Source organism: Microbacterium sp. ZXX196, assembly GCF_009709595.1.
GTDB lineage: Bacteria > Actinomycetota > Actinomycetes > Actinomycetales > Microbacteriaceae > Microbacterium > Microbacterium excoecariae.
This window is the reverse complement of record NZ_WMEE01000004.1, coordinates 200,340-213,674: the sequence shown is the minus strand read 5'-3', so window position 1 is coordinate 213,674 and position 13,335 is coordinate 200,340. Positions and strand designations below refer to the sequence as shown.

The following is a 13,335-nucleotide window of genomic DNA, read 5'->3' as shown; positions in this document are numbered from 1 at the left end:
GGATGCGCATCCTCACCGAGGCCGGGGTCTCGTTCGTCCGCGAGCGTCACCTCGCCACGCTGTCGACCCTCGCGCCGTGGGGCGGGATCCACGTCGTGCCCGTGGGGTTCACGTTCCACGACGGGATCGTGCGGATCATCACCTCCGGCGGATCCCAGAAGGTGAAGAACGTCCTCCGCGCCGGCATGGCGACCGTGAGCCAGGTGGACGGCGCCCGCTGGCTCACGTTCCCGGGGCGCGCCAGCGTCTCCGATGACCCCGACGAGGTCGCCCGCGCGGTCGCGCTCTACGCCGGGCGCTACCGCACGCCGCGGGAGAACCCGACCCGGGTCGTGATCCGGATCGAGCCGACCCGCCTCCTCGGCGGCCGCGGGCTCGTGGACTGACCCTCGCGGCGCGCCGGCACCCGGCGCGCCGCCCCGCCGCGTCAGCGGCGCCCGCGCGTCGGTTTGTCCTCGCCCGAGGCGGGCGCGTCGGCCGAGACGTCGAGGCGCTCCTGGCCCGCGTCCGTCGTCCATTCCCGTGCGAGGCCCTGCGCCGCGTGCCGCGACGCGCGCACGGCGCGCTCGTCCGCCCACCCGTTCAGGCGGTGCCCCGCGTGCCCCCGCATGTGCTCGAACACGACGTCGGGTAGCCCCGCGGCGCGACGCGCGTCGCGCGCCTCGATCATCGCCTCCAGGATGTCCTGATTCTTGACCGGCTTCTTCGCCGAGGTCTTCCAGCCGCGGCGCTTGTGGCCGTCCATCCACTTCGTGTACGTGTCGATCGCGTAGGTGCTGTCGGCCTGGATCCGCAGGTGCGCCACGTCGGCGTGGTCCGTCACGGCGCGCAGCACGGCCGTCAGCTCTCCAATATTGTTCGTGCCCTGCGGGATCGCGCCGGCGGCCCACCGGCCGTCCTCGCCGACCCATGCCCAGCCGCACGGCCCGGGGTTTCCCTTGCACGCGCCGTCGGTCGCGACGATGTACTCCGTCATGTGGGTCCTCTCCTCGGTCGGCGGGGGCAGACCTCCCATCCTGCCGCACCCGCCTGGGCGGGCGCGCGACGCGGCCGCGCGTCACACCGTCGCGAGGTCGCGGATCCCCTCCAGCACCGCCGGCCCGATCCCGGAGACCGCCATGAGGTCGTCGACCGCGGCGAAGGATCCGTTCTCCTCGCGCCACGCGAGGATCCGTGCCGCGAGCGCGGGCCCGATGCCGGGCAGCTCCTCGAGCGCCGCGGCGTCTGCCGTGTTGAGGTCGACGAGGCCGCCCGCCGGGCCGCCGGGCGCGGCGGCCGCGGGCGGCGCCTCCCCCGCGACCGGCACGACGAGCTGCTCGCCGTCGGCGACGCCGCGTGCGAGGTTGATGGCCCCGGGCTCGGCGTCCTTCGCGAAGCCGCCCGCCGCGCCCACCGCGTCGACGACGCGCGCGCCCTCGGAGAGCAGATACAACCCGGGCTCGCGCACCGCGCCCGACACGTGCACGTAGATCTCGGCCGGGGTCGGGGCCGGCGGCGTCGAGATCGCGACAGTGGCCTCGGTCGATACGGGGGCCGGATCCCCCAGACCGCGCCAGACGCCGACGCCCACGGTGACGGCCAGCGCGCCGAGCGCGACGACGATCGCCGCACCCACGCCCAGGCGGGCGCGCGGCCGCGCCCGCTCGAAGCCCTCGAGTTCCGCCATGCGGACGACGCTAGACGGCGCCGGCGGCGGGAGGGATTCCCCTCCCGCCGCCGGCGAACAGGTGCGGCGAAATCCGCCCTGGGGACGCGGTGGCGCCCCGGCCGTCGTCCTACTTCACGACGAGGCTGACGATCTTCGGCGCGCGCACGATCGCCTTCACGATCTGCTTGTCGCCGACGGCGCGCACGACGCGCTCGTCCTCGCGGGCGAGCCGTTCGAGCGCGGCGGGGTCGATCTTCGCTGGCACCTGCAGCTGCGCGCGCACCTTGCCGTTGACCTGCACGACCGCCGTGACGTCGTCCTCGACCAGCAGCGTCGGGTCGGCCTCCCGCCAGGCCACCTGGCTGACGGACGGCGCGTAGCCGAGGCGCTCCCACATCTCCTCCGCTGTGTGCGGCGCGAACAGGTCGAGCACCATCGCGGTCACCTCGACGGCCTCGCGGACGGCGGGATCCGCGGATCCGGCGCCCGAATCGATCGTCTTGCGCACGGCGTTCACGAGCTCCATGAGGCGCGCGACGACGACGTTGAACTTCGTCTGCTCGACGAGGCCCGGCGCGTCCGCGAGCAGCCGGTGGGTGATGCGACGCAGGGCTGCGTCGCCGTCGGCCCACTTCACGCCGGTCTCGCTGTCGACGTCGTCGGCCGCGCGCAGGGCGCGGGCGAGGAACTTCGTCGCGCCCGCGGTCTGGACGTCCTTCCAGTCCTTGTCGTCCTCCACGGGCCCCGCGAAGGCGAGGGCGACGCGCAGGGCGTCGGCGCCGTGAGCGTTCAGCTCGTCGCTGAAGAGGACGAGGTTGCCCTTGGACTTCGACATCTTCGAGCCGTCGAGAATCACCATGCCCTGGTTGATCAGGCTCGAGAACGGCTCGGTGAAGTCGACGTACCCGAGGTCGAAGAGGACCTTGGTGATAAAGCGCGCGTAGAGCAGGTGCAGGATCGCGTGCTCCACGCCGCCGACGTACGTATCGACGGGCGCCCAGCGCAGCGCCGCCTTCGGGTCGAACGCCTGCGTCGCATCGCCCGGCGACAGGAAACGCAGGAAGTACCAGGAGCTGTCGACGAACGTGTCCATCGTGTCGGGGTCGCGCCGCGCGGGCTCGCCCGTGACGGGATCCGTCGTCGTCACCCAGTCGGTGGCGGCGCCGAGCGGGGAGGACCCCTTGGGCTTGAGGTCAAGATCTTTCGCCTCGGGCAGGCGCACCGGCAGCTGGTCGGCGGGCACCTTCTCGATGCGCCCGTCCTCGGTGTGCACCATGGGAATCGGCGTGCCCCAGAAGCGCTGTCGGGAGATGAGCCAGTCGCGCAGGCGGAACTGCTTCGCCGCGCGTCCCGTGCCCCGCTTCTCGAGGATCTCGATGACGCGCGCGATCGCGTTGCGCTTCGACAGCCCGTTCAGCTCGCCCGAGTTCATCAGGCGGCCCTCGCCGACGAGCGCCTCGCCCGTCTCGACGGGGCTCGGCAGCGGATCCGGGTCGATGAGGTTGCCGTTGTCGTCCTGCTCGATCACGGGGATCGCGCCCGTGATCGGGGCGCTCGTGTCGACGACGACGCGCACCGGCAGATCGTAGGTGCGCGCGAAGTCGAGGTCGCGCTGGTCGTGCGCGGGGACGGCCATGACGGCGCCGTGGCCGTAGTCGGCCAGGACGTAGTCGGCGGCCCAGATCGGCAGGCGCTCCCCGTTGACGGGGTTGAGCGCGTAGCGGTCGAGGAACACGCCCGTCTTGGGGCGATCCGTGGACTGCCGCTCGATGTCGGTCTGCTTCGCCACCTCGTCGCGGTAGGCCTGGTAGGCCATGCGCACCTCGGGCGAGGATCCACCCGCGAGCTCGGCGGCGAGGTCGCTGTCGGGCGCGACGACCATGAAGGTGGCGCCGTAGAGCGTGTCGGGTCGGGTCGAGAAGACCGTGACCTTCTCGGCGCGGCCCTCGATCTCGAAGTCGATGTCGGCGCCCACGGAGCGGCCGATCCAGTTGCGCTGCATCTGCAGCACCTTGCTCGGCCACGCGCCCTCGAGCTGGTTGAGGTCGTCCAGGAGGCGGTCCGCGTAGTCGGTGATCTTGAAGTACCACTGCGTCAGCTTCTTCTTGACGACCTCGGCGCCGCAGCGCTCGCACGCGCCGTCGACGACCTGCTCGTTCGCGAGCACCGTCTGGTCGTTGGGGCACCAGTTAACCGGGCTCTCCTTGCGGTACGCCAGCCCGCGGTCGTGCAGCTGCTGGAACAGCCACTGGTTCCAGCCGTAGTACTCGGGATCCGACGTGTGCAGCACGCGCGACCAGTCGAACGAGACGCCGTACTTCTTCAGGCTCGCGCGCTGCTGCGCGATGTTGTCGTAGGTCCATTCCCGCGGATCCGCGCCGCGCTGGATCGCCGCGTTCTCCGCGGGCAGGCCGAACGAATCCCACCCGACGGGGTGCAGGACGTTGTAGCCGCGGTGGCGCCAGAAGCGGGCGATGATGTCGCTATAGAGGTAGTTCTCGGCGTGGCCCATGTGCAGGTCGCCCGACGGGTACGGGAACATCGGCAGCACGTACTTGCGGGGGCGGTTGTCGCCCCCCTCGCCCGCGAGGAACGTCTCGTCGTTCTCCCAGTACGCCTGCCACTTGGCCTGGATGGCGTGGACGTTCACGGCGTCGGAGGCCGCGGTGACTTCGGGAGCGTTGGACTGTGACACGTCGAGAGGAGCCAATCGGTTCTGCGGGGCCGCGCACACCTCGCGCACGCGGAAGAATCGGGAGATTCCAGGTTACCGCCTCGCCGCGGACGAATAGCCGCAGGTCCGGCCCGCATAGGATGGCGCCGTGCTCAACGATGTCCTGACGTCGATCCTCGCGTTCGTCGAGGGCGTCGAGCCCTGGCTGCGGATGCTGATCGCGGGGGTCGCGATCATGCTGGAGACGAGCGTGCTCGTGGGGCTCATCGTCCCGGGCGACACGATCGTCATCGTGAGCGCGACGGCCGTCACCTCCGTGCCCGAGGCCCTGCTCCTCGGATCCGTCGTCGTCGCGGGCGCGCTCGCGGGCGAGAGCCTCGGATACGCGATCGGGCGGTGGGCGGGTCCGCACGTGCGCGCCTCGCGCCTCGGATCCTGGATCGGGGAGCGCAACTGGGTGCGCGCCGAGGTGTACCTGCGCCGGCGCGGCGGGATCGCGATCTTCCTGTCCCGCTTCCTCCCGGTCATGCACTCGCTCGTTCCCCTGACCGTCGGCATGTCCGGCTACCCGTACCGCCGCTTCATCGCCTGGACCCTCCCGGCGTGCGCGCTGTGGACGACGATCTACATCTCGATCGCGGCGGGGGCGGCCGAGACGTATCGCGACCTCGCGGACAGCGCGCACTGGGCGGGCTACGTGTTCTTCGGGATCATCGCGCTCGGCCTCGTCGCCGTCCTCGGCGGCAAGCAGATCCTGCACTGGTTCGAGCACCGACACATGAAAGACTGACCCGCGATGACCTCCCGCGCCGCGCGCCCCCTGGGCGACGCCCCCGAGAAGATCCACTGGGTCGCCCGATTCGAGCGCCGTTTCCACGCGTGGCGCGAGCGCAGGGCGCGCCGCGCCGGGCGCTCCCCCCAGATCCTCCCCTTCCCGGGGTACGGCGGCGACGGATGGATCCGCGTCGTCGGGCGCGTGCTGATCCTCCCCGCCCTCACCCGCAAACGCGACGACGGCGTGCGCGGGTGGCGCGCCTTCGTGGGGATCCCCGTGGCGTATTCGACCGTGTCCGTGCGCGTCGGCGACCAGGTGCACGAGGTCGTCGCCGACCGCGGCGGCGTCATCGACACCGTGCTCCCGGCCGACCTCGCGCCCGGGTGGCAGGAGGTCGAGATGACGGTCGAGGGCGGCGAGCCCACGCGCGCACGCGTGTTCGTCGTCGACCCCGACGTCCGCTTCGGCATCGTCTGCGACGTCGACGACACCGTCATGGTCACGGCGCTCCCGCGCCCCCTCCTCGCGGCCTGGAACTCGTTCGTGCTGAACGAGCACGCGCGCCAGCCGGTGCCGGGCATGGCGGTCCTCCTCGAGCGCCTCATGCGCGCGCACCCCGGCGCGCCCATGGTCTACCTCTCGACGGGGGCATGGAACGTCGCCCCGACGCTCAACCGGTTCCTGCACCGCAACCTGTTCCCCCGCGGATCCATGCTGCTGACCGACTGGGGCCCCACCCACGACCGCTGGTTCCGGAGCGGGCGCGCGCACAAGGAGGACAACCTGCGCCGCCTGGCCGAGGAGTTCCCCAGCATCGAATGGCTACTCATCGGCGACGACGGCCAGCACGACGACGAGATCTACACGCAGTTCACGGCCGAGCACCCGGCTTCGGTGGCCGGCGTCGCAATCCGCCGCCTGACGGCGGCGGAGGCCGTCCTCGCGGGCGGGCGGACCTCGGTGAACGACCACTCGGCGGCGGGCGTCCCCTGGGTGTCGTCCCCCGACGGAGCGGGCCTCGCCAAGCGCCTGGAGCGCGTCGGCCTCCTGCCGTAGCGCCCCTTTTCGCCCTGCCCGGAGGCGCAGAGATCTCCGGCCCCACCGCCACGCAGACGAATGTCAGTGGCTCGAAATAGTGTTCGATAAGCGCTTGTCGCATTCGAACATAGTTTCTAGAATGGTGGGGTGAAGATGGCCGTCGCAGAGACCGCCGCCCGGGCGGATCACACAGCGGATCTCGTGCGCCTGCGCACGCAGATCAGCCAGATGCAGCGGCGCACGGCCCGGGTCGACGCGCTCCCCGTGGCCGACGCCCTGGCGCCCCTCTTCCCGGAGGGCGGCCTGCGGCCGGGCGCGGCGTACGTGCTGCCCGACTCCGCCGCGCTCGTCCTCGCCCTCCTCGGCGCCGCCTCCCGCGAGGGGTCCTGGGCCGCCGTGATCGGGATGCCCGACCTCTCGGCGGAGGCCGCCGAGGGCTACGGCGTCGTCCCCGCGCGCCTCGCGCTCATCCCGGATCCGGGCGAGCGCTGGCTGCAGGCGGTCTCGTCCGCCGCCGAGGTGTTCCCCCTCGTCACCGTCCGGGCCCCGCGGGCCGCGACGCCCGCGGAGACGGCCCGGGCCGCGGCGCGGCTGCGCGACCGCGGCAGCGTCCTCCTCGTCGTCGGCGACTGGCACGGCGCCGACACCACCCTCGCCTTGTCTTCCCCCGAGTGGCGCGGGCTCGAGCGCGGTCACGGGCTCCTCGCGTCCCGCGCCGTCACGCTCACGGCGTCCGCGCGGCGCGCGCCCCGCCCCCGCACCGCGCGCGTGCTCCTGCCCGGCCCGACCGGCGGCGTCGAGCGCCTCGCGCCCCCGGCCACCGCGCGCGGCCACCTCCGGGCGGTCGCCTCGTGACCGCGCCCGAGCGCGTCATCGTCGTCTGGCTTCCCGACTGGCCGATCACCGCGCTGCTGCGCACGCAGGCGCGCGAGCTCGCCACGAGCGAGCGGATCGCGCCGGAGGAGCCGATCGCCGTGATGCACGACGGCGCGGTCGTGGCCTGCTCGCCCTCCGCCCGCGCGGAGGGCGTCCGGCGCGGAATGAAAAAGCGGGACGCGCAGGCGGCGTGCGCGCGCCTCCGGCTCGCGACGGCCGACGAGGCGCGCGATTCCCGCGCCTTCCACGACGCCCTCGTCCGCCTCGAGGAGCTCGCCCCGGGAGCCGAGCCGCTGCGCCCCGGCGTCGCGGCCCTCCGCGCGCGGGGCCCCGCGCGCTTCTACCGCGGCGAGCGCCCCGCGGCCAGCGCCCTCCTCGCGGCGCTCGCGCAGGCGGGTTTCGCCGACGCTCGGGCGGGCGTCGCCGACGGGCTGTTCACGGCCGAGCAGGCGGCGCGCGCGGCGGGCGAGGAGCGGATCCGAATCGTCGCCCCCGGCGAGGCCGCCGCGTTCCTCGCGCCGCTGTCGGTCGGGGCGCTGGGAGACCCGGACCTTGCGCTCCTGCTCGCGCGCCTCGGGGTCCGCACCCTGGGCGAGTTCGCGCGGCTCGCGCCGGGGCGGGTGGACGACCGCCTGGGTTCCCGCGGGGCGCGCCTGCACGCGCTCGCCGCGGGGTCCGATTCGCGCACCGTGACCCCGCGGGTCCCGCCGCCCGAGCTGGCCCGCGAGCTCGATCTCGACGCCCCCCTGGAGCTCGCGGAGCAGGTGGCGTTCGCCGTCCGCCAGACCGCGGATGCGTTCTGCGATGGCCTCGCGGGCGCGGGCCTCGTGTGCACCGCGGTGCGCATCCTCATCGTCAGCGACGCGGCCGAGCGCAGCGAGCGCGTCTGGCAGCACCCCACGAGCTTCGACGCCGCCAGCGTGACCGACCGGGTCCGGTGGCAGCTCCAGCCTTCCCCCGGCGCGGCCGCGCTGACGGGGGGCGTCGTGCACGTCCGGATCGAGCCGGAGGCGGTCGACGACGCGGGTGCCCACCAGCCGGCCCTCCTGGGACAGGGCCCCGACGAACGGGCCCACCACGCGATGACGCGCGTGCAGAGCGCGCTCGGCCATCGCGCCGTGCTCACGCCGTCTCCCGGCGGCGGGCGCTTCCTCGCCGAGCGCGAGGTCCGCGTGCCCTGGGGGGACGGATCCGGGCCGCCCGCCCGCCGCGACCTGCCGTGGCCGGGCTCCCTCCCCGCGCCTTTGCCGGCCGAGGTCTTTCGCGAGGCCCGGCCCGCGCAGGTGCGCGCCGCCTCGGGCGAGCCGGTCGGCGTCGACGGGCGCGGCTTCGTCACGGCCGACCCCGCGACCCTCGATCGCCGCGCGATCACCTCGTGGTCCGGCCCCTGGCCCCTCGTCGAGCGCACCTGGGACCCTGCCCGCGCCCGGAGCGCGCACCGCTTCCAGCTGGCCTTGGAGGACGGATCCGCGTGGCTCGCCGTGCTGGAGGACGGCGCGTGGTGGCTCGAGGGCCGGTACGCGTGAGGAGGGACGACTGATGGGCTTCCGCAACCCCCCGATCTCCTGGAGCGAGCTCGAACGAACCCTGAGCGGGCGTCGCCCCGAGGAGCGCCCCGCCGGCGCCGACGGTGGGGACAGCCCCGCGTGGAGCCGCAAGCGGGGCGCCTACGCGCCGCCCGGGGTCCCGCGCGGATCGAGCGCGACGCGCTACGCCGAGCTGCACGCGCACTCGTCCTTCTCGTTCCTCGATGGCGCCTCCTCGCCCGAGGCGCTCGTCGAGGAGGCCGAGCGGCTCGGGCTCGACGCCCTGGCCCTGACCGACCACGACGGCTTCTACGGGGCGGCGCGGTTCGCGGAGGCCGCGGAGCACACCTCCGTTCGCACGGTTTTCGGCGCCGAGCTCTCGTTCGGGCTGCCCGCACCGCAGAAGGGATCTGCGGATCCCGTCGGGGAACACCTGCTCGTGCTCGCGCGCGGCGAGGAGGGGTATCACCGCCTGTCCCGCGCCATCACGCGCGCGCAGCTCCGGGGGCGCGAGAAGGGGCGGCCGCTCTACGACCTCGACGAGCTCGCCGAGGAGGCGGCGGGGCACTGGGCGATCCTCACGGGATGCCGCAAGGGCGCCGTCGGGCGGGCCCTCGACCTCGGGACCCCGGACGCACCGCAGAGCGCAGCAGAGCAGGCCCTCGCGGAGCTCGTCGCGCGCTTCGGGCGCGGCAACGTCTTCGTGGAGCTCACCCGCCGGGGCGATCCCCTGGACGACCGGCGCTGCGACGCGCTCGCGGGCCTGGCGGACGCCGCGGGCCTGCCCGTCGTGGCGACGGGCAACGTGCACTATGCCGCGCCCGAGCGCGCGCCGCTGGCGCAGGCGGTCGCCGCGATCCGGGCGACGCGCAGCATGGACGACCTCGACGCATGGATGCCCGCGCACGCCGCGGCCCATTTGCGCTCGGGGGACGAGATGGCGCGCCTGTTCGCACGCTGGCCGGGCGCCGTCGAGCGCGCCGCGGATCTCGCCGACGAGCTCGCGTTCCCGCTGCGCCAGGCGCGGCCCGCGCTCCCCCGCCAGGACGTCCCCGAGGGCCATACGCCCATGTCCTACCTCCGCGAGATCGTCTGGGCGGCCGTGCCGCGGCGCTACCCCCGCCTCGGCGAGGAGGACAGGCGCCGCATCGCGCACGAGCTCGACGTCATCGAGCAGAAGGACTTCCCGGGCTATTTCCTCATCGTGTACGACATCGTCCGCGAGGCGCGCCGCCGCGGCATCCTCTGCCAGGGGCGCGGATCCGCCGCCAACAGCGCCGTGTGCTATTTGCTCGACATCACCGCGGTCGACGCGATCGCGTACCGCCTCCCGTTCGAGCGTTTCCTCTCCGCCATGCGCGACGAGGAGCCCGACATCGACGTCGACTTCGACAGCGACCGGCGCGAGGAGATCATCCAGTGGGTTTACGAGCGCTACGGGCGCGAGCGCGCCGCCCAGGTGGCCAACGTCATCCAGTACCGGCCGAAGAACGCCGTCCGCGACGTCGCGCGGGCCCTCGGCTACTCCCCCGGGCAGCAGGACGCGTGGTCCCGGCAGGTCGAGCGCTGGGGAGCGAGCCTGGAGTCGGGCCCCACGCACGACATCCCCGACCAGGTGATCGCCTACGCCTCCGAGCTGATGACCGCGCCGCGGCACCTGGGGATCCATTCGGGCGGCATGGTGCTCACCGACCGGCCCGTGGGCGAGGTGGTACCGATCGAGCACGCGCGCATGCCGGGGCGCACCGTCATCCAGTGGGATAAGGACGACGCCGCCTGGATGGGCCTCGTGAAGTTCGATCTCCTGGGCCTCGGCATCCTTGCCGCGCTGCAGCACTGCTTCGACCTCATCCGCGACGCGACGGGCGAGAGCTTCGGCCTGCGCGACCTCCCCCGCGAGGAGCCGGGCGTCTACGACATGCTGTGCCGGGCCGACTCGATCGGGGTGTTCCAGGTGGAGTCGCGCGCGCAGATGGGCCTCTTGCCACGCCTCCAGCCGAGGCGGTTCTACGACCTCGTCGTGCAGATCGCGCTCATCCGCCCCGGCCCCATCCAGGGCGGCGCCGTGCACCCGTTCGTCCGCCGCAAGATGGGGCTCGACCCCGTCACCTACACGCACCCGAAGCTCGAGCCCGTCCTCGAGCGCACGAAGGGCGTGCCGGTGTTTCAGGAGCAGCTCATGCAGATGGCCATGGCGGTCGGCGACTGCACGGGCGAAGACGCGGACCTGCTGCGCCGGGCGATGGGCTCCAAGCGCGGACAGGAGCGGATCGAAAAGCTCCGCGAGAAGCTCTTCGCGGGCATGGCGCGCAACGGCATCGTCGGCGAAGAGGCCGACCGCCTCTACGGCCAAATCCAGGCGTTCGCCAACTTCGGGTTCGCAGAGTCGCACTCGCTGTCCTTCGGCCTGCTCGTGTACGCCTCGTCCTGGATCAAGCTGCACTACCCGGCGGCCTTTCTTGCGGGCCTGCTGCGCGCACAGCCGATGGGGTTCTACTCCCCCGCGACGCTCACGGCCGACGCGCGGCGGCACGGCGTCGAGGTGCGCCGCCCGGACATCCTGCGCTCGGGGGTCACCGAGACGCTCGAGCCGCTCGACCCCGCGCGCCGGGAGGCGACGGGAGAGGACTCTTGCCTGGAGGATCACTTCCCACCCGAGGGCGAGGAGCCCCCCGGGTTCGATCCGAGCGCCCCCGACCGCTCCGCCCGGCACCGCCGCGACGGGCGCTTTGCGGTGCGCCTCGGGCTCGCGGGCGTCACGGGGATCGGCGAGCGCACCGCCCGCGCCGTCGTCGAAGAGCGCGACCGGGGCGGCCCGTTCGTCTCTCTCCACGATCTCGTCCGCCGCACCGGCCTGGCGGAGCATCACCTCGAGGCGCTCGCGACCGCCGGGGCGTTCGCGCCGCTCGGCCACAGCATGCGGGAGGCGCTCTGGCTCGCGGGGGCGGCCGCGCAGGACCGCCCCGAGCATCTCGAAGGAACGGTCCTGGCGGTGCAGCCGCCGCTGTTCGCGGATCCGACCAGCTACGAGCGCCTCGCCGGCGACCTGTGGGCCACGGGGCTGTCGACGGACGATCACCCCATGACCCATTTCCGCGCCCCGCTCGATGCGCGCGGCGTCCTGACCTCGGCGGGGCTGCGCACGCACGAACCCGGCCGGCGCGTCGAGGTCGCGGGCCTCGTGACGCACCGCCAGCGCCCCGCCACGGCGTCAGGGATCACGTTCCTCAATCTCGAGGACGAGCACGGCCTCGTGAACGTCATCTGCTCGGTCGGGGTGTGGACGCGCTTCCGGCACCTCGTGCGCGACAGCCCTGCGCTGATCGCGCGCGGCATCCTCGAGAGGTCTCCGGAGGGCGTGACGAACATCGTCGCCGACGGCTTCGAGGACCTGCGCATCGGCGTGGGGCACCGGTCACGGGACTTCCAGTGAGCGAATCGGCGCCCCGCGCCCGCCTCACGCCGTCAGCGGGTCGATCCCGAGGAGATTCTGGATCCAGAGCTGCGGCAGGCCGGCGAACGGGACGGCCGCCCGCACGATCCCCACCTCGGTCACCTCGTACGGCTCCCGATCGGCCCCCTGGTTGGCGTCGCCCTTCAGCGTGAGGACGATGCGATCGCCCGCCGCCTCCACGCGCACCACCCGGTGCGTCACGGTGCCGGGGCCGTTGAAGCGGTCGGTCGTGACGACATCGCCGACCGCGACGGACGACGCCGGCACGTTCTGCGAGTACACGATGGTGCCCACGGGATACGCGGGCGCCATGGATCCGGAGATGATCACGAGCGGGGAGACCCCCAGGGCGGCGAGCCCGAGGCTCAGCGCGAGACCGACCCCTGCGAGCACCGCGACGGTGACGGCCGCGGCGCGCACCCACGCGCGCCGCGTGAACGCGCCCGTCGTCAGCGCGGCGCCCGCGACGGCCGTCACGATGGTGGTCGGCGCCATTGCCGCTCCTCCTCATGCCGAGCGCGTTACACGCTCGACACATTTCCGACATCTTTCGTTTACTTATTACACGCGATATTCGCCGTCGCCGCACGGGGTTCAGCCGATCGCCAGGAACCCCTAGGCTCGGAGCATGTGCGGACGCTTCGTGGTGGCGCGGGTCGGGAACGAGCTGGTGGGCGAATTGCGCGCTGATCACATCGCCGACGATCTCCCCGCGCCGTCCTACAACATCGCCCCGACCGCGCGAGCGGCCATCGTGCTCGAATCCGCGAAGACGGATCCGCCCACGCGCCGCGTCGAGAGCGCCCGCTGGGGGCTCGTGCCGGGGTGGGCGAAGGACCTCTCGATCGGACAGCGCGCGTTCAACGCGCGGGCCGAGGAGCTCGAGGCGAAGCGCATGTTCGCGCCGGCGCTCGCCCGCCGCCGCGCCGTGGTGCCGGCGACTGGCTACTACGAGTGGAAGGTCACGGACGACGGGAAGGTGCCCCTGTTCATCCACTCGGCCGACGACAGGCCGCTCCTGTTCGCCGGGCTCTACGAGTGGTGGAAGAACCCGGAGGCCGCGGACGCCGACCCCGCGCGCTGGCTCCTGAGCTTCACGATCCTCACCCGATCCAGCGCCGGGCGGCTCGGATCCGTGCACCACCGGATGCCGGTCTTCCTCGATGCCGACCACGCGGACGCCTGGCTCGACACCTCCGTGACCGCGCCGCGCGACGTCCTGGACGCCGCGATCGACGACGCCGAGCGCGTCGCGGAGTCCTTCGCCTGGCACGAGGTGGATCGCGCGGTCGGCAACGTACGCCACAACGGCCCGCACCTCATCGACGCGGTCGCGTAGACCCC

At 73.2% G+C, this 13,335-nt stretch carries 11 protein-coding genes; 7 read left to right on the top strand and 4 right to left on the bottom strand.

What is annotated here, in order from left to right; all coding sequences use genetic code 11:
* Window positions 1-2: 2 nt before the first annotated feature.
* The gene (locus GJQ66_RS06155) at window positions 3-386 is read left to right on the top strand and encodes a PPOX class F420-dependent oxidoreductase (RefSeq protein WP_155048459.1); all 384 of its coding nucleotides are present in this window, start codon (window positions 3-5) and stop codon (window positions 384-386) included.
* A 41-nt stretch (window positions 387-427) separates the two neighbouring features.
* On the opposite strand, the gene GJQ66_RS06150 is transcribed toward GJQ66_RS06155, so the two are convergent.
* The 3 genes from GJQ66_RS06150 to leuS all read right to left on the bottom strand — a co-directional run bounded on the left by GJQ66_RS06150 (window position 428) and on the right by leuS (window position 4,343).
* Window positions 428-976 (bottom strand): ribonuclease H, encoded by a 549-nt coding sequence (locus GJQ66_RS06150; protein WP_155048458.1) that lies wholly within the window; start codon window positions 974-976, stop codon window positions 428-430.
* Between the two features lie 81 nt (window positions 977-1,057).
* Window positions 1,058-1,666 carry a ComEA family DNA-binding protein gene (locus GJQ66_RS06145; RefSeq protein ID WP_155048457.1) on the bottom strand — a complete coding sequence of 203 codons (609 nt, stop codon included), beginning with the start codon at window positions 1,664-1,666 and terminating at the stop codon, window positions 1,058-1,060.
* A gap of 109 nt (window positions 1,667-1,775) precedes the next feature.
* The gene (gene leuS, locus GJQ66_RS06140) at window positions 1,776-4,343 is read right to left on the bottom strand and encodes a leucine--tRNA ligase (RefSeq protein ID WP_368732729.1); all 2,568 of its coding nucleotides are present in this window, start codon (window positions 4,341-4,343) and stop codon (window positions 1,776-1,778) included.
* A 190-nt stretch (window positions 4,344-4,533) separates the two neighbouring features.
* Between leuS and GJQ66_RS06135 the strand changes: the two genes are divergently transcribed.
* The 5 genes from GJQ66_RS06135 (at window position 4,534) to GJQ66_RS06115 (ending at window position 11,970) form a co-directional block, all read left to right on the top strand.
* Window positions 4,534-5,112, top strand: a complete 579-nt coding sequence (locus tag GJQ66_RS06135) for a DedA family protein (RefSeq protein WP_155048530.1) — start codon at window positions 4,534-4,536, stop codon at window positions 5,110-5,112.
* A 6-nt stretch (window positions 5,113-5,118) separates the two neighbouring features.
* Complete coding sequence (locus GJQ66_RS06130) at window positions 5,119-6,153, top strand: App1 family protein (protein ID WP_155048456.1); 1,035 nt, start codon at window positions 5,119-5,121, stop codon at window positions 6,151-6,153.
* Window positions 6,154-6,288: 135 nt separating this feature from the next.
* Entirely contained in the window at window positions 6,289-6,990 is a 702-nt protein-coding gene (locus GJQ66_RS06125; RefSeq protein ID WP_155048455.1) for a hypothetical protein, read from the top strand.
* Complete coding sequence (locus tag GJQ66_RS06120) at window positions 6,987-8,537, top strand: DNA polymerase Y family protein (protein ID WP_368732728.1); 1,551 nt, start codon at window positions 6,987-6,989, stop codon at window positions 8,535-8,537. Before GJQ66_RS06125 ends, GJQ66_RS06120 begins: the two co-directional genes overlap by 4 nt.
* Window positions 8,538-8,550: 13 nt before the next feature.
* Complete coding sequence (locus tag GJQ66_RS06115) at window positions 8,551-11,970, top strand: error-prone DNA polymerase (protein ID WP_155048454.1); 3,420 nt, start codon at window positions 8,551-8,553, stop codon at window positions 11,968-11,970.
* A 24-nt stretch (window positions 11,971-11,994) separates the two neighbouring features.
* On the opposite strand, the gene GJQ66_RS06110 is transcribed toward GJQ66_RS06115, so the two are convergent.
* A complete protein-coding gene (locus GJQ66_RS06110; protein WP_155048453.1) occupies window positions 11,995-12,486 on the bottom strand; it encodes a signal peptidase I in 492 nt (163 codons plus the stop codon).
* Window positions 12,487-12,619: 133 nt separating this feature from the next.
* Here GJQ66_RS06110 and GJQ66_RS06105 point away from each other — a divergent pair, with 133 nt between their 5' ends.
* Window positions 12,620-13,330 (top strand): SOS response-associated peptidase, encoded by a 711-nt coding sequence (locus GJQ66_RS06105; protein WP_155048452.1) that lies wholly within the window; start codon window positions 12,620-12,622, stop codon window positions 13,328-13,330.
* The last annotated feature ends 5 nt before the right edge of the window (window positions 13,331-13,335 follow it).

Coding starts and splice junctions, on each gene's coding strand:
- GJQ66_RS06155 (WP_155048459.1), top strand. CDS start 3: ATGCGCATCCTCACCGAGGCCGGGGTCTCGTTCGTCCGCGAGCGTCAC.
- GJQ66_RS06150 (WP_155048458.1), bottom strand. CDS start 976: ATGACGGAGTACATCGTCGCGACCGACGGCGCGTGCAAGGGAAACCCC.
- GJQ66_RS06145 (WP_155048457.1), bottom strand. CDS start 1,666: ATGGCGGAACTCGAGGGCTTCGAGCGGGCGCGGCCGCGCGCCCGCCTG.
- GJQ66_RS06135 (WP_155048530.1), top strand. CDS start 4,534: ATGCTGATCGCGGGGGTCGCGATCATGCTGGAGACGAGCGTGCTCGTG.
- GJQ66_RS06130 (WP_155048456.1), top strand. CDS start 5,119: ATGACCTCCCGCGCCGCGCGCCCCCTGGGCGACGCCCCCGAGAAGATC.
- GJQ66_RS06125 (WP_155048455.1), top strand. CDS start 6,289: ATGGCCGTCGCAGAGACCGCCGCCCGGGCGGATCACACAGCGGATCTC.
- GJQ66_RS06115 (WP_155048454.1), top strand. CDS start 8,551: ATGGGCTTCCGCAACCCCCCGATCTCCTGGAGCGAGCTCGAACGAACC.
- GJQ66_RS06110 (WP_155048453.1), bottom strand. CDS start 12,486: ATGGCGCCGACCACCATCGTGACGGCCGTCGCGGGCGCCGCGCTGACG.
- GJQ66_RS06105 (WP_155048452.1), top strand. CDS start 12,620: ATGTGCGGACGCTTCGTGGTGGCGCGGGTCGGGAACGAGCTGGTGGGC.